This window comes from Stenotrophomonas sp. YJH_SMC_48-3, assembly GCF_059369375.1.
This window is the reverse complement of sequence record NZ_JCAFSQ010000010.1, coordinates 98,767-116,839: the sequence shown is the minus strand read 5'-3', so window position 1 is coordinate 116,839 and position 18,073 is coordinate 98,767. Positions and strand designations below refer to the sequence as shown.

The window sequence follows — 18,073 nt, the reverse complement described above, 5'->3', positions numbered from 1 at the left end:
ACCAATTCAACACGCCACGGTAGCGCCGGACCACGTCCGGCGAGCGCGCAGCGCGGCAGACCTCAACGCACGACGTTCAACACTTCGTAGCATGCACCCATGGTGTGGTAATCCACCTTGCCGGCCGGGCTCTTCTCGTCGCTGTACTTGCGATTGTCGGCATCGAGGATGCGGAACCAGGCGCCGTACCGGTGATCGACGAAGTGTTCCCACGAATACGCCCAGATACGCTGGTACCACTGCCAATAGCGGTCATCGCCGGTACGCTTGGCCATCAGTGCGGCGGTCGCCAGCGTCTCCGCCTGCACCCAGAAATACTTGTCGTCGTCGCAGACGAAACTGTCGCCACCGATCGGGGCGCCATCCATGCCCGGCTGCCGGCGCGATTCCGGCGCGAAACCGTAGTACAGGCCACCCCGCGCCTCGTCCCAGCTGCGCGCCACGGCCACGTCGAACAGGTGCTGCGCGGTCGGCACCAGCCAATCGGCCTGCACATGGCGGTCCAGGATCAACAGCAGCTTGGCCCATTCGGTCTGGTGGCCCGGCTGGAAGCCCCACGGGCGGAACAGGTGCTTGGGGTCATCCAGGTTGTAATCCCAGTCGATCTCCCAGTTGGAATCGTAGTGCTCCCACACCAGGCCACCGGCCTTGGCGGCCTGGCGGCGGGTCATGTTGTCGGCCAGCTGCAGCGCGCGCTCCACATAGCGCTGTTCGCCGCTGGCCTCGAAGGCGGCCAGCATCGCCTCGCACATGTGCATGTTGGCGTTCTGGCCACGGTAGCCGGTGAAATTCCACTGCCCATCGGCTTCGTCCTTGTAGAGGCCGTGCTGCGGCTCCCAGAAACGCGCTTCCAGCAGCTGCCAGGTCTCGTCCATCCATGCGCGGGCCTGTTCGAGACCGGCCTTCAGTGCGCAGCTGTAGGCCAACAGCACGAACGCCACGCCATAGCAGTGGTTCATGTCGTCCTCGACCTTGCCATCGCGCAGGGTCCAGGCGTAGCCACCGGTGGCCGGATTGCGATGCACCTCGCGCAGATAGCGCACGCCATGCTCGACTGCGTCGCGGTATTCGGCGTTGCCGAACTCGCGGTATGCCATCGCGTAGTTGAAGACGAAACGGGTGCTGCTCACCAGGTGGCGGTGGCTGGCATCGTAGATGCTGCCGTCATCACGGAAGTAGTGGAAGAAGCCGCCGTTCGGATCGATGCAGCGCGGGTGGTAGAACGCCATCGTGTCGGCGATGTGCGCACGCAGGAACGCGGGTGAACGGAAATCGGGCGAGGTGCTCATGCGGGAATGTCCTGGTCCTGCAGCAGCTGCTGCACTTCATCGAGCGAGGGCATCGCGGCGAACGCGCCCTTGCGGGTAACAGCCAGAGCGCCGACCGCGGCACCGAAGCGCAGCGTGGCGGTGATCGCCTCCGGGTCCTGGCAGAACGCTGCAAAGCCTGCACCGGCCCCGCCACGCTCCAGCAGCCCAACCAGCACGCCACCGACGAAGGCATCGCCAGCAGCCGTGGTGTCGACCGTGGCCACGCGGAAACTGGTGACCGTGCCGTGGTTGTCGCGGGTGTACCAGTGCAGCGTGGCCGCACCGTCGGTGACGATGACCCAGCGCGCCTGCGCGGCCAGCAGGCGCCGCAGCACCGTCGCCTCGCCGTCACTGCCCAGCGGCGCGGCCAGGTAGTCCAGCTCCTCGCGCGACAGCTTGACCAGGTCGGCACGTTCCAGCGCCTGCCACAGGCGCGGCGTCGGGTCCTCGTTGGCCGGCCACAGCGCCGGGCGCAGATTGAGGTCCAGGCTGACCACCGCACCGGCGTCACGGGCGCGCTCCATGCCGGCGAAGGTCGCCTCGGCAATGGCCGGCTCGGTCAGGCTGTTGGAGCAGACATGGAAGCACTGCGCGCTGTCGAAGCACGCGGCTTGGAAGTCGCTGTCACTGAACAGCAGGTCGGCCGCCGGTGGGCGGTAGAAACTGAAGCTGCGCTCGCCGCTGGCATCCAGCGCGACGAAGGCCAGCGCGGTCTTTGCCGCATCGGTACGCACGATGTAATCCGTGCCCACGCCGTGCTCGGCCAGGCTGTCCGCCAGGAAGTCACCGAACATGTCTCGGCCCAGCATGCCGACGAACTGGGTCTTCGCCCCCAGTCGCGCTGCCGCCACCGCAACGTTGGCCGGCGCACCGCCGGCGTACTGAAGGAATGCGCGCGGGGTGTCGGCCGAGGCCGGCGGCTGCGCTAGTAGATCGATCAAAATTTCGCCGAAGCAGACAATGGCACCCATTCCGGACTCAGCCTCCCTGCGTTGCGGAAGCCGGCGTACGTGCGCCGACCAGTCCGTAGAAAATGATGTAGCCGTAGCACAGCAGCGGCAGGATGAAGCTGGCCTGCACACCGATGTGGTCGGCCAGCACGCCCTGCAGGTACGGCACCACGGCACCGCCGACGATGGCCATGATCAGCAGGCTGGAGCCCTTGTTGGTCAGCGGCCCCAGGCGCTCGATGCTCAGCGCGAAGATGGTCGGGAACATGATCGAGTTGAACAGGCCGATCGCCACCACCGAGTACAGCGCGATGCTGCCAGAGGTCAGCATGGTCGTAACCAGCAGGGCCACGTTGACCAGCGCGAAGATCGCCAGCAGGCGGCTGGGCGAGAAGCGCGCCAGCAGCGCCGAGCCGGCGAAGCGGCCAATCATCGCCATCGTCCAGTAAGCCGACACGTAATGGGTGGCCTCCTGTTCGCTGAAGCCGCCGATGTTGGGCATCGACAGGTAATTGACCAGGAAGCTGCCGATCGACACTTCGGCACCGACGTAGAAGAAGATGCCCAGCACGCCCAGCAGCAGGTGGCGCTTGCGCAGTGCATCCAGGTAGCTGTGGTGGTGACCCTGATCAGCCTGCTCGGTGGCGTCGCTCAACGCCGGCAGGCGGAACAGGAACACGAACAGCGCCAGCAGTACCAACGCCACCGCCAGGCCCACGTATGGACCCTGCACGGCCTGCGCCTCGGCGGCACGGTAGGCCAGCTGCTCGGCGGCCGGCAGCGCCGCGATGTCATCGGCACTCTTCACCGTGTTGGACAGGATCAACATGCCGCCAAAGATCGGGGCGATGGCCGTGCCCAGCGAGTTCAACGCCTGCGCCAGGGTCAGGCGGCTTGAGCTGGTCTGCTCCGGTCCCAGCAGTGCGACGTACGGGTTGGCGGCGACCTGCAGCACCGTGATGCCGGTCGCCAGCACGAACAGTGCACCGAGGAAGGCGCCGTAGACGCGCAGCTCGGCCGCGGGCCAGAAACCCAGTGCGCCGATACCGGCGATCAGCAGGCCGGCCACGATGCCCTTCTTGTAGCCCAGCGCCGCCACCAGGCGTCCGGCCGGCAGCGACATCAGGAAATAGGTGCCGAAGAAGGTGAACTGCACCAGCATCGCCTTGGCGTAGTTCAGCTCGAACACCGCCTTCAGGTGCGGGATCAGGATGTCATTGAGGCAGGTCAGGAAGCCCCACATGAAGAAGATCGTGGTGACCACGGCCAGCGCCTTGCCGTTGGTGACGGCGGGTGCGTTGCCCGAAGAACCCGATGGACGGGGCGTTGCGGAGATCGGCATGCGGTACGCGCCTCGATGCGCGGAAGGTCGTTGTTGCGTGGAAGGGATGTATGAAAGGAATCAGTTCGGTCGCGCGGCACTGCTTTCGCGGATGCGCAGCTGCACCGGCGCGACCGTGCGCCGCGGCGGCGCATCCGGTTCATCCAGTCGTTGCAGAAGCAGCGCCGCAGCTTGCCGGCCACGCTCGCGCGGGTCGGCGGTCAACGTGGTCAGTGGCGGCACTGCCACCGCAGCCTCGGAAATATCATCGAAACCGGTAACGGCAAAATCGCCGCCCGGACGGATGCCACGCGAATTCAGGCCCAGCATCAGGCCCAACGCGACGGTGTCGTTGTAGCAGACCGCCGCACTCGGGCGATGGCCGTCGGCAAACAACTCATCGGTGCGCGCGGCGGCTTCCAGGCGGTTCGGTGCAGATTCGATCATCCAGCCCGGCGGCAGCGACAGACCGGCCTCGGCCAGCGCCTGCTGGAAACCGGCACGGCGCTGGTGGCACGAACTGGATGCGGCGTGGCCGCCGAAGAAAGCGATCTGGCGATGGCCGCGCTCGATCAGGTGGCGCGTGGCGAGATAGGCGCCGTGCTGGTTGTCGAGGGTGAGGAAATCCCAGTCAGCCCCTTCAAGCTCGCGGTTGAACAGCAGCACGTTGGCATTGGCACCCAGCGCCTGCCGCAGCAGCGTGGTATCACTGCCCTCGGCCGGCGACAGGATCAGGCCGGCCGGGGTGTGCTCCATCAGCGTGGACAGCACCGCCTGCTGGCGCTCCGGCGATTCGCCGGTGCTGCCCAGCAGGGTCACATAACCACGCCCGCCCAGCGCCTCATCCACACCGGATGCGAACTCGGCGAAGAACGGGTTGGACAGATCGTTGATCACCAGCGCGATGCTTGATGACGTGCGCCGGCGCAGGTTGGCCGCCGCGCGGTTGTAGACATAACGCTGGCGGCGCAGTTCGGCCTCGACCTTGGCGCGGGTATCGACGTTGACCAGTGGGCTGCCGCGCAGCACCAGCGACACCGTTGCCCGTGACACGCCGATGGCACGCGCGATGTCGGTCACCGTCACCGCCTTGCCGGCGCGTTTGCTGGGACTGCTGCCGTTGTCGTTCATCGTCTTCCCGGACTCCGCTGGATGCTCAAGCCTAATGGATCAGGGACCTGTCGTGCCGTGCCGTTCGCTGGGTCACCGCGAACGGCACAGTCCGTCTCAGCGCAGCTGGCTACCCGGTGCCGCGCACCAGGATACCGGCAGGTCCTTCACCGCAGTGCCCCAGCCCTGCTCCGGCGCCTTCGCGTCGAGCGCGAACTGCAGGCGCGGGCCCTGCTGCAGCTGGTTCCAGTCCAGCCAAACCGGCGCATGCGGCTGGCCATCGACCTGCACGCCCTGCACATACTGCAGACGGCGGCCATCGGCACCCGGCGCGTCGATGCGCAGCGTGCGGCCATTGCCCATGTCCACTTCCACCTTGCTGAAGCGCGGGGTGTGCAGCAGGAACTGGCCACTGCCCGGCACCGCCGGGTACACGCCGATGGCGCTGAACAGGTACCAGGCCGACATCGTGCCGAGGTCATCGTTGCCGGTCACGCCGTTGGGGGCATTGGTGAACAGCTGCTGCGCCGCACGCACCACGGCGGCGGTCTTCCACGGCTGGCCGATCAGTGTGTACAGCCACGGCGCGTGCAGGTCCGGCTCGTTGTTCGGGTTGTAGCGGAACTGGTTGTAATAGCTGTACGGCCCGACCACCCACGCCTTGCGGGCGGCATTGAGCGGGTCGGCCTGCAGCGCGTCCATCGCGAAGAACGCATCGAGGCGGCGGCCGGCCTGTTCGCGGCCGTCCATGGCTTCGACCAGGCCCGGCACGTCCTGCTGCGCCAGCCACTGGTACTGCCACGCCGTGCCTTCATGGAAACCGTGATGCGAGCGCGGGCTGTAGTGGCCATCGGCCGGGGTGTACCACTGGCCATCCTCGGTACGCGGGCGGGGGAAACCGGTGAAGCCGGTCTCGGCGTCACGCACCTGCGGGTCCCACACCTTCCGCCAGTTGCGGCCGCGCTCACGCAGCGTCGCCGCGTCCTGCGCATGGCCGAGGCCATCGGCCATCTGCGAAAGCGCACAGTCGGCCAGCGCGTATTCCAGCGTCGCCGAACCGCCGTGATGCGGATCGACGTCCATGCCCTTGGACGGGAACGCGCGGTCGTAGACCACGTAGCCCTTGTCCAGATAGGTCGGGTTGCCGGAGCGGCCAGCCATGCGCGAGTCCAGCGGCGGCGTGCCGAACGCGTTGCGGCGCAGCGCATCCCAGGCCTGCGATTCACGGCCCTTGAGCGCGCCGAAGCGCCACAGATCGACCATGAACGGCGTAACCGGATCGCCGGTCATGATGTTGGTCTCGAAATTGGCATAGCCCCAGCGCGGCAGCCAACCGCCCTGCTCGTCGATCACCAGCAGGGTACGGCCGATGTCACGCGCCACGTCCGGGCGGGTCAGTGCCAGCCACTGGTTCTGCGCGCGGTAGGTATCCCACAGCGAGAAGTACTCGTAGTAGGTCCAGCCGTCGGCACGGTGGATGCCATCGTCATAGCCACGGTAGCGGCCGTCGGCGTCGTTGCCGGTCATCGGCTGGAGCAGCGCGTGGTAGACCGCGCTGTAGAACACCGCGCGGTCGTCGGCGTTGCCGCCCTGCACACGCACCCGGCCCAGCTGCTCACGCCACGACTGCTGGGACAACGCACGCATGCGGTCGAAACCGAGCAGCGCTCCACCCTGCATGCCATCTGCGCGCAGATTGATGCGCGCGCCTTCGGCATCCACGTGCGAGATTGCGCTGACCGCCGTCACCGACTGGCCCTTGGCCAGGTCGAAGGTCAGCCAGGCACCGTTCGGCTTCTGCTCGCCTTCCATGCTGTGCCGCGCACCCGGCAGGCCACCGCCCTCGCCCCAGGTGCCATGCGCCTTGAACGGACGGTCGAACTCGATGCGGAACCAGGTGGTGTACTGATGACCGCCACAGAAGCTCTTGGTCACCAGCTTGCCCTCGACTACACGGTCGCCGACCACATCGACCACGCTGCCGATCACTGAATGGCGTTCGTTGGCCTGGCCGACATTGACGAGGACGTGGCCATCGCCGCTGCGCTGGCTGAAGGTGTAGCGCTCGGCTGCGGCACGGGTGCGCGCGGTCGCCTCGGCATCGATGCCGCCGTAGCTGGTCAGGCGCACCTTGTAGTAGCCAGCCTGGCCGATCTCGCCGTCATGGGTGTAGTTCGAGGCATACGTCTTGTGGTCGAACTTCTTGGGGTTTCCGGTATCGAAATCGCCGCCCGGGCCGATCGAGCCGGTCACCGGCAGCACCGACACCTGGCCGCCCTGTTCCCAGCAGCCGGCACCGGAGATGAAGGAGTGGCCAAAGCCACGGATCTTCTCGTCGTCATAGCGCCAACCCGAATAGTGGCTGCCGATCGGGCTGACCTGGATCAGGCCGAACGGCGCCGACGCGCCCGGGAACGTATTGCCGTCGTCCTTGCTGCCGATGAATGTATTGACCTCCCGCTCCAGCGCTGCCGGCGCGGCCTGCAACAGCATCGGCATGGCCGAAAGTGCCAACAGGCAGGCCAGGCGCGCCAGCGGGCGCGAGGTCGATGGGACGGCGGGAGCGGACGGCACTGGGCGCATGTCGGGTTCCTGTAGTCGATGACGCGGAGGCAGACGGCCGGGGTCGTTCGGCACCGTTCCGCTGAGTCCCGCCGTGACTGGCAGAGAGCTCCCCCTGGAATGACGCCCGACCCACCAGACCGTGGATTTAGATCGATTCAAGTAGAGCATGCGGCTTCAGCCGAATGCATTCTGCGGCGCAGCATGAGGGGGTGTTCGGCAGGGCTGCGCCCTGCACCGCTCCGAGCTGGAGCAACAGCAACAGCAACCGCAACAGCAGAAGCTGGTTTCCTGTGGGGAGTCGGGCTGGGTCCGGTTGCGGGGGACGCTGCAAGTACGTCCATGTAAGCTCGGTCGCCGCATCCATGCGGCTCACGCCCCCGCAACCGGACCCACCCCGCCTTCGACAGATTTCCGCGATCTGTAGATCCACGCCATGCGTGGATGAATCTCTGTCGGATATCGAAATCAATCGGGGTCAGATCCGTTTTCCAACGGAAAACGGATCTGACCCCATGACCCCATGCCGCACCAAGATCAATCCAACCGTCACCGGGAAACTGTCAAAGGTGGGGCGGTGTGGGCTGGCAGGACCGTTGGCGCCATGGATGGCGCCATCGAGCCCCCAGGGGTGAGGGCGCTTTGCTTGCGAAGCACTGCTTCGCAAGCGCCCGAACGCCCAGCCGCCAGCGGCTGGGCCGGACCGCGGAGCGGGGTTTACGGCGTGTCCTGCCAGCCCACACCGCTCCGCCAAGCCACAGACAACCCAGACCCGCTTTGGCTTTGGCTTTGGCTTTGGCGTTGGCTGTTGCCGGCCAGCGGCCGGCACTACCGCAGGTGCAGGGCGCAGCCCTGCCGACCCACCCTTCCCCTGCGCACGAAAACGATTTCACTGATTTCAGCAAACCGTCATCCCTTCGCCACGCCAGTACCATATTGCGCAGCAGCATGCGCCCACGGGCGACCCGTGCTAAAAATCGCCCGCCCATCGCTTAGATCGATCCAAGAACGACACTGCGATGGCCCGGAGTTGGGGGAGCAGCAACAGGACGTACACCAGGCCACGCGTGCGGTGCTACTGCCACTGCATGGCGACAGCGACAAATTCACTTCAAATTAGATCGATTCAAGTTGTCCGTGCCACGTCACCGGATCAATCCAGGAGAGAGGGAGAGATGGGAATGAAGCATTCAACACGTACGCACGGCCAGGACGCATTGTCGCTGGCCATCGCGCTGGCATTGGCCGCCGCCGTCATTCCGGCAGGCGCCGCCGCGCAGCAGGCCACGACCACCAGCTCGCAGGACGCCACGACTCTGGACAGCGTCCAGGTCACCGGCTACCGCTATGCCATTGAAAAGAGCCTTGAGCAGAAGCGCGATGCCAACGCCGTGGTCGAAGTGATCACCGCCGAGGACGTCGGCAAGTTCCCCGACAAGAACGTGGCCGACGCACTGCAGCGCGTGCCCGGCGTGGTCATCACCCGCAGCGGTGGTGAAGGCAAGAGTGTCAGCGTGCGCGGCCTTGCGCCGGACCTGACCCTGACCCAGTTGAATGGCAACTACGTGGCCACGTCGGAAACCAACGACGAAGCCACCCGTTCGTTCAACTACACCCTGCTGCCGTCGAACATGCTGTCCAGCGCCGAGCTGTTCAAGTCGCCGGAAGCACGCATCGACGAAGGCGGCATCGGCGGCACGGTCATCCTGCACACCCGCCGTCCGCTGGACATGGAGTCCAACTCGGGCTTCGTCACGCTCGAGGGCACCTCCTCCGATACCCACCACGATATCGACCCGCAGGCCTCGGCCCTGTATTCGTGGCACAGCAAGGATGAGCGTTTCGGCGTGCTGGTCGGCGTGACGCAGCAGAAGCGCACGACCCGTACCATGGAAGCCAGCACCGAGGACTACCAGTGGTACGGCGCCGGCAGGGCACGTGACGCCTATGGCAACGTGCAGCAGCAGGATGGCATCCACTACTGGTGGGGCAAGTCCGGCTTCAACAACCAGACCGGCGGCAACTACAGCGACTTCTTCATGCCGACCTCGGTCAACTTCGCGGTGAAGGAAGAAAAGCGCGAGCGCAAGGGCGGCCAGCTGACCTTCCAGTTCAAGCCGGTCGACAACGTCACGATGACCGCCAACTACTTCCGCTTCGAGCTGCAGGGTGACTACACCCAGAACATGCTGAAGATTCCGGAATGGAGCATGGCGCGCTACAACCAGGACGGCAACTGGGCCGGAGGCCGCCTTCTCAATGGCCTGGACTTCGATGCCAGCGGCAACACCGTCACGGGTGCCCAATTCGAAAAGCTGGCTGGAAAGACCTACTACTGCAGCGAAGACCAGGCCAAGGCCGCCGGCCTCAAGCCCGGCGGCTGGGGCCCGGACGACTGCACGATTCCGACACCGCAGCTGACCGGTGGCTACAGCAAGGAAAAGGCGCTGTCGCAGACCGCCGACCTGACCATCGACTGGGACATCAGCCCGCTGTGGAAGGCCTCGTTCACCGGTGGCCGCACCTGGTCCGAAGGTGGTCCGTCGATGAACTTCCGCATGTCGGCCAAGCCGCGCCGCAAGGTCGGCAACGACTACCTGTCCGGTAACCAGTACAGCGCATGGGACCTGACCGGCACGCCGTCCGCCACCTTCTCGCCCGACCTGCAGCAGCAGTTGATGAACGGCATCGCCGAAGTCGACACCGGCTCGACCGATTCGTCGTGGAAGCGCACCGAGGTCAAGCAGAACTACTTCCAGGCCGACGTGACCAAGCTGTTCGAGTCCGGTTGGCTGGATTCAATCCAGTTCGGTGCCAAATACCGCGACGGCAAGGTGCACCGCAACACCGGCAACACCTACTGGGTGTGCCCCGGCCGTGACCCGGCCGACTATGACAACAGCCGCTACCAGAGTGGCTGCGATCCGACTGCCGGCGATGCGCAGCCCGGCTTCTTCCTGTCCAATCCGATCAGCAACATTGCCGGTGGCTTCAATGCCAACGTGTTCCCGGGCATCAACTACCCGGCGTACATCGACTATCTGAACAAGACCTACGGTGGTTCGCACAACCGTACCGAGGAAGACTTCGTCTACAACGTCAACGAGAAGATCTACTCCGGCTACTTCCAGGCCAACTTCCGCACCGAGCGCGTGCGCGGCAATGTCGGCGTGCGCGTGGTGCGCACCAAGCAGTTCGCGCAGTCTTCCGACTCGATCGAGAAGTTCAACGACTACTTCCTGGACAACGCGTCCGGCGCGCCGATGGCGTGCACCGACCCCGCCGCTGCGGCCTACCCGACCTACAGCTGCGAGAGCGGCTTCGTGCGCCTGCCGCATGACCTGGCGCAGAGCAAGACCTACAGCCTGATCGGCGTGGACCGCACCTACACCGACGTGCTGCCGAGTTTCAACATCGCATGGGACATCACCGACACGCTGGTGCTGCGTGGTGCCGCATCGAAGGTGATCGCCCGCCCTGGCTACACCGACATCGCAGCACCGGGCGCACTGAGCTACTACAGCGAGGAGTACGTCAATGATCGCCGCGTTGCCGGTGGCGCATCGACCGCAGGCTGGGTCGGCCAGGGCAGCAACAAGCAGCTGGAGCCGTTCAAGGCCACCCAGTTCGACCTGGGCCTGGAGTGGTACTTCCAGCCGGGCGCGGTCGCCGGCGTCAGCCTGTTCCGCAAGAACGTGGACAACTTCACCCTGCCGGTGGTGCGCGACACGCCGATGGTCATCAACGGTGAAGCGGTGAACGTGCAGCGCTACGAGACCCAGGCCAATGGCCGCGATGGTGTGTCGCAGGGCGTCGAACTGTATGGCCAGTACACCTTCGATTTCGGCTTCGGCGTGCAGGCCAACTACACCTACAACGACACCAACCTGGCTTCCATTGTTCTGGACGGGCAGGAAATCGGCTCCTCGCCGCTGGTCGGCAGCGCCAAGAACCAGGCCAACGTGACGGTCTTCTACGAGAACGAGAAGTTCCTCGCGCGCGCTTCGTTCAACCGTCGCGGCCAAGTGGTCGGCGGGCTCAACAATGGCCTCACCGTCTACACCGAACCGTATGACCAGCTGGATCTGAATGTTGCCTACAACCTGACCCCGGACTGGACCCTGACCGCCTCGGTGATCAACGCCACCAAGTCCGAGCAGCGCGTGCACCTGGGAAGCGACACCAAGGCACGCCTGATCTCCAATACCTATGCAGGCCGCCAGCTGTACTTCGGCGCTACCTGGAAGTTCTAAGGCAACACCGGGTTGCCCGGGCGCGCCCCGGTGCAACCCACGCCCCGCCCTGGCGGGGACGTTCCTCCACGGCAGCCGCGCTGGTACAGGCGGCTGCCGTTTTTTTTCCCGCCTTGCCTGTCGTTCAGCCCGGCACTTGACCCTGCCATCGTTGGAAGGTGCACACTGACTCGACCCCAAGAGCACCCAAGGAGCTACGGATGGAATTCCATGTTGAAGGCATGACCTGCGGCGGTTGCGCGCGCAGCGTGACCAAGGCGATCGAACTGGTCGATCCGCAGGCCAGCGTGCAGGCAGATCCGGCCAGCCGCCGAGTGCAGGTGCAGACCTCGGCCAGCGAAGCGCAGATCGTGGCGGCACTGACCGATGCCGGCTTCCCGCCGCGTACTGCCTGATCCCCTGTCCTGTCCCATACTGAAAAGCCCGCCGGGTACTACAGCACCCGGCGGGCTTTTTCATGCATGCGATATCGAGTCAATGCTTGTGCGTACGCCGCCGCACCGCACCAGTCTTCGCGGTATCGACCGGTACCAGCGTCCCATCGTCCTCACCCAACCGCTCCAGGATCGGGCACTCCGGGCGCTCATCGCCCGCGCAGCAGCTGATCAGCGACTTCAGCGTGTCGGCCATCTGCCGCATGTGCTCGATGCGTTGCTCCAGATCGGCGATGTGCTGCTCGGCCAGGTGCTTGACGTCGGCGCTGTGCCGCGAGGTATCGTTCCAGAGGCCGAGCAGATCGGTGATCTCGGCCACCTGGAAGCCCAGATCGCGTGCGCGGCGGATGAAACGCAGGCGGTGGATGTCCGCCTGCGAATACGCCCGGTAGCCCGACTCGGTTCTATCAGCGGCGGGAATCAGGCCGATCTGTTCGTAGTAGCGGATCATTTTCGCCGACACGCTGGAGGCTTTGGCGGCTTCACCGATGTTCATGGGTATTCCCTTCAATGAGTGACGGCGGCGGCATCCGCCATCGGTGGCTGGAAGCGGCGCAGGCGCAGCGCGTTGCCCAGCACGAACACGCTGGACAGGGCCATCGCACCGGCCGCGAACACCGGTGACAGCAGCACGCCCCAGACCGGGTACAGCACGCCGGCGGCCACCGGAATCAACGCGGTGTTGTAGGCGAAGGCCCAGAACAGGTTCTGCCGGATGTTGCCCAGCGTCGCCTTCGACAGCGCGATGGCATTCGGCACCCCCTGCAGGTTGCCCGACATCAGCACCACATCGGCCGATTCAACTGCGATATCCGTGCCGGTCCCGATGGCCAGGCCGACATCGGCTTCAGCCAGTGCCGGCGCATCGTTGATGCCGTCGCCGACGAAGGCGACATGGCCATGCGTGGCCTTCAAGCGGCGCACCGCGTCGACCTTGCCTTCCGGCAGCACCTCGGCCACCACTTCGTCGATGCCGAGCTGGCGCGCGATCGCCTGCGCGGTACCAGCGTTGTCACCGGTGATCATCGCCACCTTCAGGCCAAGCTGATGCAGTGCCGCGATTGCGGCCGGCGTGCTCGGCTTGATCGGATCGGATACCGCGATGATTGCGGCCAGGCGGCCGTCGATGGCGGCATACAGCGGCGACTTGCCCTGGGTGCCCAGCTCTGCCGCCAGCGTCGCAAACAAAGTGATGTCCACGCCCAGGTCGCGCATGAAGCGATCGGCACCGACCTCCACCCGCGCACCATCAACGTTGGCACGCACGCCCATGCCGGTGACCGATTCGAAATCGACCATCGACGGCAGCGCGATGCCCTGCTCGGTGGCTGCATCGACGATGGCGCGGGCAATCGGATGCTCCGAGCGCGACTCCACCGCCGCCACCGCCGCCAGCACCGTGCCGTGATCAAAACCGCTGGCGATCTCCAGATCGGTCAAGCGCGGGCGGCCCTCGGTCAGCGTACCGGTCTTGTCCACCGCCACCACCTGCGCGTCCTTCAGCAGCTGCAGCGCCTCGCCCTTGCGGAACAGCACGCCCATTTCAGCGCCACGGCCGGTCCCGACCATGATCGAGGTCGGGGTCGCCAACCCCATCGCGCACGGGCAGGCAATGATCAGCACCGCCACCGCATTGACCAGCGCGAAGCTCAGCGCCGGTGACGGACCGAAGATCAACCAGACCAGGAAGGTCGCCAGCGCGGCCAGCATCACCGTCGGCACGAACCACAGCGTGACCTTGTCAACCACCGCCTGGATCGGCAGCTTCGAGCCCTGCGCCTGTTCGACCATGCGGATGATCTGCGCCAGCAGGGTCTGCGCGCCCACCGCCGTCGCACGTACCGTCAGTGCGCCCTTCTGGTTGACCGTACCGCCCACCACGTTGCTGCCCGGCTGCTTCTCAACCGGGATCGGCTCGCCGCTGATCATCGATTCGTCGATGTAGCTGCGGCCTTCAACCACCTCGCCATCGACCGGCACACGCTCGCCTGGCCGCACTTCCACCACGTCGCCGCTCTGCACTTCATTGACCGGGATATCGACGGTGCGGCCGTCACGGATCACGTGGGCGACCTTGGCCTGCAGGTTGACCAGACGCTTGATCGCTTCGGAGGTACGGCCCTTGGCGCGGGCCTCGAGGAAGCGGCCGAGCAGGATCAGCGCGACGATGACCGCGGCCGCTTCGTAGTAGACGTTCACCGTGCCCGGCGGCAGCAGCCGCGGTGCAAAGGTCGCCACCACCGAATAACCGAACGCTGCGGCGGTGCCCACCGCCACCAGCGAATTCATGTCCGGCGCCAGCCGCAGCAGTGCCGGGAACCCCTTCTGGTAGAAACGGCGGCCGGGAATGGCCAGCACCAGCAGGGTCAGTACGAACTGCAGGTACCAGCTGGCCTGCATGCCGATGGTGGCCATCACCCATTCGTGCATGCCGGGAATCAGGTGCGAGCCCATCTCCAGCACGAACACCGGCAGCGCCAGCGCGGTCGCCACGGTCAGGTCGCGCTTCAGTTCGGCGCGCTCGGCATCCTTCTTTTCAGCGGCTTCATCATCGGACTGCACACCGGCCTCGATCGGGCGGGCGGCGTAGCCGACCTTGTCGATGGCCGCAACCAAGGCGGCCGTATCAGCCACGCCGCGCACGGTCGCACGCTCCGTGGCCAGGTTCACGCTGGCCTGGCTCACGCCTGGCGCCGCCAGCAGCGCGCGCTCCACGCGGCCCACGCAGGAGGCGCACGTCATGCCTTCCACGGCCAGTTCAACGGTGGCGGCAGGTACGTCGTAGCCCACCCGCTCCACCGCCTGGATCAGCGCGGCCCGATCGACCGGGCCGGACGGGCGGATATCCGCGCGCTCGGTGGCCAGATTGACCGAAACACTGCCCACACCTTCGACCCTGGACAGCGCCGCCTCGACCCGGCCGACACAGCTGGCGCAGGTCATGCCCTCGATGGGCAGGCTGATGGTGGCAGGACTTGCGGAGGCGGCAGCGGCGCGGGGCGTGCTCATGATCGGATTCCCGGGGTTCCTTCTGGATGCGGACAGGCTAAACCTTGCCATCGTGGGAAGGTCAAATCCAGCCTGTCCGCATGCCTGAAGGGGGGGGGGCCGCCCCTGGCGTTCCGTTTCCGCATCCACGCGTGGCGTGGATCTACCGGCGAGGTCGGTCTCTTCAGAACGTGAACACATACTCCAATGCGAACTCACGGCCGACCGCGCTCAGCAACCGGGTCGGGGCGAAGTCATAGTCCAGCTTGTACGGATCCTTGTGGTTCCAGCTGGCGGAGTTGAAGGCGTTGTTGACGTACACGTTTACCTTCGCGTGTTCGGTCACCTGGTAGCCCACGTTGAAGTTCCAGGTGATGAACGGCCCCACTCGACCGTAGTAGCGCGCCGTCTGCTGCCCGGCATTGGGGTTCGGGTTCGGCGAGCCATCCGGACGCGTTGCCGGCTCCAGGCAGTTCAGCGACGGGCTGTCGCTGGGCACGTAGCCATCGGCGAACGGCAGGCAGCCGCCGGGGTTGTCCAGGCGGTCGGTGCCCCAGTGGTAGCGCACGCCAGGCACCGAGCCCACGCGGTCGGCATAGACATTGGCATTCCAGTTGCCGCGCTGCCAGGCCAGGCTCGCGCGCAGCTTGCTGCGCAGGTCGCGGTCGCGGCGTTCCGGGTTCGGGTCGTTGGCGTAGCGCTGTTCCTTGGTGGAGATCTGGTTGGTGTAGTTCACACCCATCTGGAAGCTGCCCCACTGCGCGGTCTCCAGACGGTAGCGCGCGGTCAGGTCGATGCCGCGCACCTCGCGGCTGGCCAGGTTGAACGGGCCGCGCTCGATCGACACCAGCCGGCCACTGCTGTCACGGTTCACGCGCGCCAGGATGCCGGCGCAGTAGTCGCCACCGGCCGGATTGGCCCATGGCGTGCCGTCGATGTTCTTGCCGGTCAGGCAGCCCGCCTCGCTGGCCAGCACCTCGTCGGCGCCGACGTCGACGATCATGTCTTCCAGCTTGATCGCCCAGTAGTCGGCGCTGACCGACAGGTTGGGCATCACGTCCCAGACGAAGCCGACCGTCCACGAATCACCGGTTTCCGAGCGCAGCAGCGGCGTGCCACGGCGGTTCACGTCGAAGGTGTACCAGACATCGGTGTTGCCCACGCCACAGTTGTTGACCAGGTAGGCACCGCTCTGGATGCAGCGCAGGCGATCATAGGTCTGCACTTCGGAACTGCTCGGCTGGCCCAGCAGGTAGTGCATGTCCGGCGCGTGGAAGCTGGTGGCATACGAGCCACGCACCAGCAGCGATTCGACCGGGCGCCATTCCAGGCCGACGTTCCAGGTGGTTTCCTTCTGGCTGCCGATATCCAACGCTTCACTGCTGTCATCGGCCTTGTAGTTGCCATAGCGGTCGTAGCGCGCGGCCGCGGTGGCCGTTACGCTCTCCAGCAGCGGGATCTTGAACTCGACGCCCGCCGAATACCGGGTGCGCTCGCCACCACCGCGGTCGACGTTCTGCAGGTCGAAATCGATGCCGGCGCGTGGGTCCGGGCCGAGGTGGTAGCCCTGCTGCGCGACTTCAGCTACCGCTGCGAACGAGATCGGGCCTGCCCAGCCCTGGAACAGCTCGCCGGTGATATCCGCCGAGGCCTGGTTGACCCACGATGACGCGCGGTTCCTGGCCACCGTGCCCATCTGCCAGTATTGGTCCGGCGTGAGCGGATTCCACCAGCGCGATTCGTTCAACGCGTAGATCGCCTCGCCATCGGGGGTGGTGCCCAGGCGCGGGCCGAGGAAGTAGTCGTACGACTTCTGCTCGTCCACCACGTTCTGCCGTTCTTCCACGCGGTAGTAGGAACGGCCCACCGAGGCGCTCCAGTCGAAGCGATCGGCAAGGCGGCCACGCAGGCCTGCGCTCCAGTCCCAGGACAGCTCGCGGTTGGTGTTGCGCAGGGTATCCAGGCCACCGACTTCGTTCGGAGTGAACTGGCGCACGCCCAGGATCGGGCGGTTGCGGTTGGCATCCCAGTAATAGCCGTTGTCGTCGTCGATCAGCGAGACGCTGGGCGGATTGGTGCCCCAGATCGCTTCGGAGTGGTACACCGCCAGGTTGGTCCAGGCCTGCAGGTCGCTGCTGAAATCGAAGGTGGCGTAGAGGTTGCCGGAAACATTCTCGGCGCCGCCGGTGAGCAGCCAGTTTGCGTAGTCGGCGCTCATGCCGCACAGGCGGCCGGTGTTGGTGATGGTGTTGGTAGCGTAGTTGTAGACCAGCCGATCGGCAGTGTAGTACTCGCCGTCGAACTTCTCGCAGGTGCCTGCAGGCGGTGCCAGGCGCTGGCCGTTGGTCGGGTCGATCAATGCCAGGCCCGAGGTGGGGCGGAAGCCGACCTTGCGCTGCTCCATGTTCCAGGAGGGATCCGGTGCGTCGTCGGCGTCGTCCATCTGCGGTCGGTCGCGTCCGAACAGCGGATCGCGCTTGGTGTACTGCAGCGCGTAGGTCACGCTCCAGTTGTCGCCGGTCTTGCCGCCGGCCCAGGACAGGTCCCAGGTATCTCGTCCACCTTCTGTGGAGGTACCGCCACGCACGCGCACTTCGTCGCCGTCGTAGTTGGTCTTGAGAATGACGTTGACCACGCCGGCGATCGCATCCGAACCGTAGATGGCCGAGGCGCCGCCGGTCAGCACTTCAATGCGCTCCACTGCTGCGGCCGGAATGTTGCCGTAGTTGGAGAAATTGGTTTCGCCGCCGTAGGGCAGCGGGTAGTCGGCTACACGGCGGCCGTTGACCAGCAGCAGAGAACGGTTCGGGCCCATCCCGCGCAGGTTCAGGCCACTGGCGTTGGGCGTGTGCGAGCCCCATTGCGAGGCGGCTTCAACGGTGCCGGTCGCTTCGGTGAGCGTCTTCAGCGCGTCATACACGCTGACGAAGCCCTCTTTCTGGATCTGCTGCGCGGTGATCACGTTGACCGGGGCCGGGCCTTCGACACTGGCGCGCTTGATGCGCGAGCCGGTGACGGTGACCGCGTCGAGATCCTTGGTAGACGAGCTTGAGGCTTGCTGCGCATTGGCAGCCAGGGGAAGCAGGGCCAGGATCAGGGCCTGGGACAGCAGGTGGCGACGCTTGTGGACGATCTGAGCCATGGT

Annotated in this window: 10 protein-coding genes; 2 read left to right on the top strand and 8 right to left on the bottom strand. The window is 65.8% G+C overall.

What is annotated here, in order from left to right; all coding sequences use genetic code 11:
• Window positions 1-62: 62 nt before the first annotated feature.
• The 5 genes from AC5P65_RS16050 to AC5P65_RS16030 form a co-directional block, all read right to left on the bottom strand.
• On the bottom strand, window positions 63-1,289 hold the full coding sequence (locus AC5P65_RS16050; RefSeq protein WP_019661437.1) for an AGE family epimerase/isomerase: 1,227 nt from the start codon (window positions 1,287-1,289) through the stop codon (window positions 63-65).
• Window positions 1,286-2,281 (bottom strand): carbohydrate kinase family protein, encoded by a 996-nt coding sequence (locus tag AC5P65_RS16045; protein WP_111102921.1) that lies wholly within the window; start codon window positions 2,279-2,281, stop codon window positions 1,286-1,288. The genes AC5P65_RS16050 and AC5P65_RS16045 overlap by 4 nt, the downstream gene beginning before the upstream one ends.
• Window positions 2,282-2,288: 7 nt before the next feature.
• Entirely contained in the window at window positions 2,289-3,602 is a 1,314-nt protein-coding gene (gene fucP / locus AC5P65_RS16040) for an L-fucose:H+ symporter permease (RefSeq protein ID WP_019661435.1), read from the bottom strand.
• Between the two features lie 60 nt (window positions 3,603-3,662).
• Complete coding sequence (locus tag AC5P65_RS16035; protein WP_057499695.1) at window positions 3,663-4,712, bottom strand: LacI family DNA-binding transcriptional regulator; 1,050 nt, start codon at window positions 4,710-4,712, stop codon at window positions 3,663-3,665.
• A gap of 96 nt (window positions 4,713-4,808) precedes the next feature.
• Entirely contained in the window at window positions 4,809-7,274 is a 2,466-nt protein-coding gene (locus AC5P65_RS16030; protein ID WP_495215728.1) for a GH92 family glycosyl hydrolase, read from the bottom strand.
• A 1,154-nt stretch (window positions 7,275-8,428) separates the two neighbouring features.
• On the opposite strand from AC5P65_RS16030, the gene AC5P65_RS16025 reads away from it, so the two are divergent.
• Both AC5P65_RS16025 and AC5P65_RS16020 read left to right on the top strand, forming a co-directional pair.
• Complete coding sequence (locus AC5P65_RS16025) at window positions 8,429-11,506, top strand: TonB-dependent receptor (RefSeq protein ID WP_021204510.1); 3,078 nt, start codon at window positions 8,429-8,431, stop codon at window positions 11,504-11,506.
• Between the two features lie 200 nt (window positions 11,507-11,706).
• The gene (locus tag AC5P65_RS16020) at window positions 11,707-11,901 is read left to right on the top strand and encodes a heavy-metal-associated domain-containing protein (protein ID WP_021204511.1); all 195 of its coding nucleotides are present in this window, start codon (window positions 11,707-11,709) and stop codon (window positions 11,899-11,901) included.
• A gap of 79 nt (window positions 11,902-11,980) precedes the next feature.
• On the opposite strand, the gene cueR is transcribed toward AC5P65_RS16020, so the two are convergent.
• From cueR to AC5P65_RS16005, 3 genes are all read right to left on the bottom strand, one after another.
• Window positions 11,981-12,436, bottom strand: coding sequence for a Cu(I)-responsive transcriptional regulator (gene cueR / locus AC5P65_RS16015; protein ID WP_019661429.1), 456 nt, complete (start codon window positions 12,434-12,436; stop codon window positions 11,981-11,983).
• Window positions 12,437-12,447: 11 nt separating this feature from the next.
• Window positions 12,448-14,949 (bottom strand): heavy metal translocating P-type ATPase, encoded by a 2,502-nt coding sequence (locus AC5P65_RS16010; protein ID WP_495215727.1) that lies wholly within the window; start codon window positions 14,947-14,949, stop codon window positions 12,448-12,450.
• A 163-nt stretch (window positions 14,950-15,112) separates the two neighbouring features.
• On the bottom strand, window positions 15,113-18,070 hold the full coding sequence (locus AC5P65_RS16005) for a TonB-dependent receptor plug domain-containing protein (RefSeq protein WP_495215726.1): 2,958 nt from the start codon (window positions 18,068-18,070) through the stop codon (window positions 15,113-15,115).
• Between the last annotated feature and the right edge of the window lie 3 nt (window positions 18,071-18,073).

Coding starts and splice junctions, on each gene's coding strand:
- AC5P65_RS16035 (WP_057499695.1), bottom strand. CDS start 4,712: ATGAACGACAACGGCAGCAGTCCCAGCAAACGCGCCGGCAAGGCGGTG.
- fucP (WP_019661435.1), bottom strand. CDS start 3,602: ATGCCGATCTCCGCAACGCCCCGTCCATCGGGTTCTTCGGGCAACGCA.
- AC5P65_RS16045 (WP_111102921.1), bottom strand. CDS start 2,281: ATGGGTGCCATTGTCTGCTTCGGCGAAATTTTGATCGATCTACTAGCG.
- AC5P65_RS16020 (WP_021204511.1), top strand. CDS start 11,707: ATGGAATTCCATGTTGAAGGCATGACCTGCGGCGGTTGCGCGCGCAGC.
- AC5P65_RS16050 (WP_019661437.1), bottom strand. CDS start 1,289: ATGAGCACCTCGCCCGATTTCCGTTCACCCGCGTTCCTGCGTGCGCAC.
- AC5P65_RS16005 (WP_495215726.1), bottom strand. CDS start 18,070: ATGGCTCAGATCGTCCACAAGCGTCGCCACCTGCTGTCCCAGGCCCTG.
- AC5P65_RS16030 (WP_495215728.1), bottom strand. CDS start 7,274: ATGCGCCCAGTGCCGTCCGCTCCCGCCGTCCCATCGACCTCGCGCCCG.
- cueR (WP_019661429.1), bottom strand. CDS start 12,436: ATGAACATCGGTGAAGCCGCCAAAGCCTCCAGCGTGTCGGCGAAAATG.
- AC5P65_RS16025 (WP_021204510.1), top strand. CDS start 8,429: ATGGGAATGAAGCATTCAACACGTACGCACGGCCAGGACGCATTGTCG.
- AC5P65_RS16010 (WP_495215727.1), bottom strand. CDS start 14,949: ATGAGCACGCCCCGCGCCGCTGCCGCCTCCGCAAGTCCTGCCACCATC.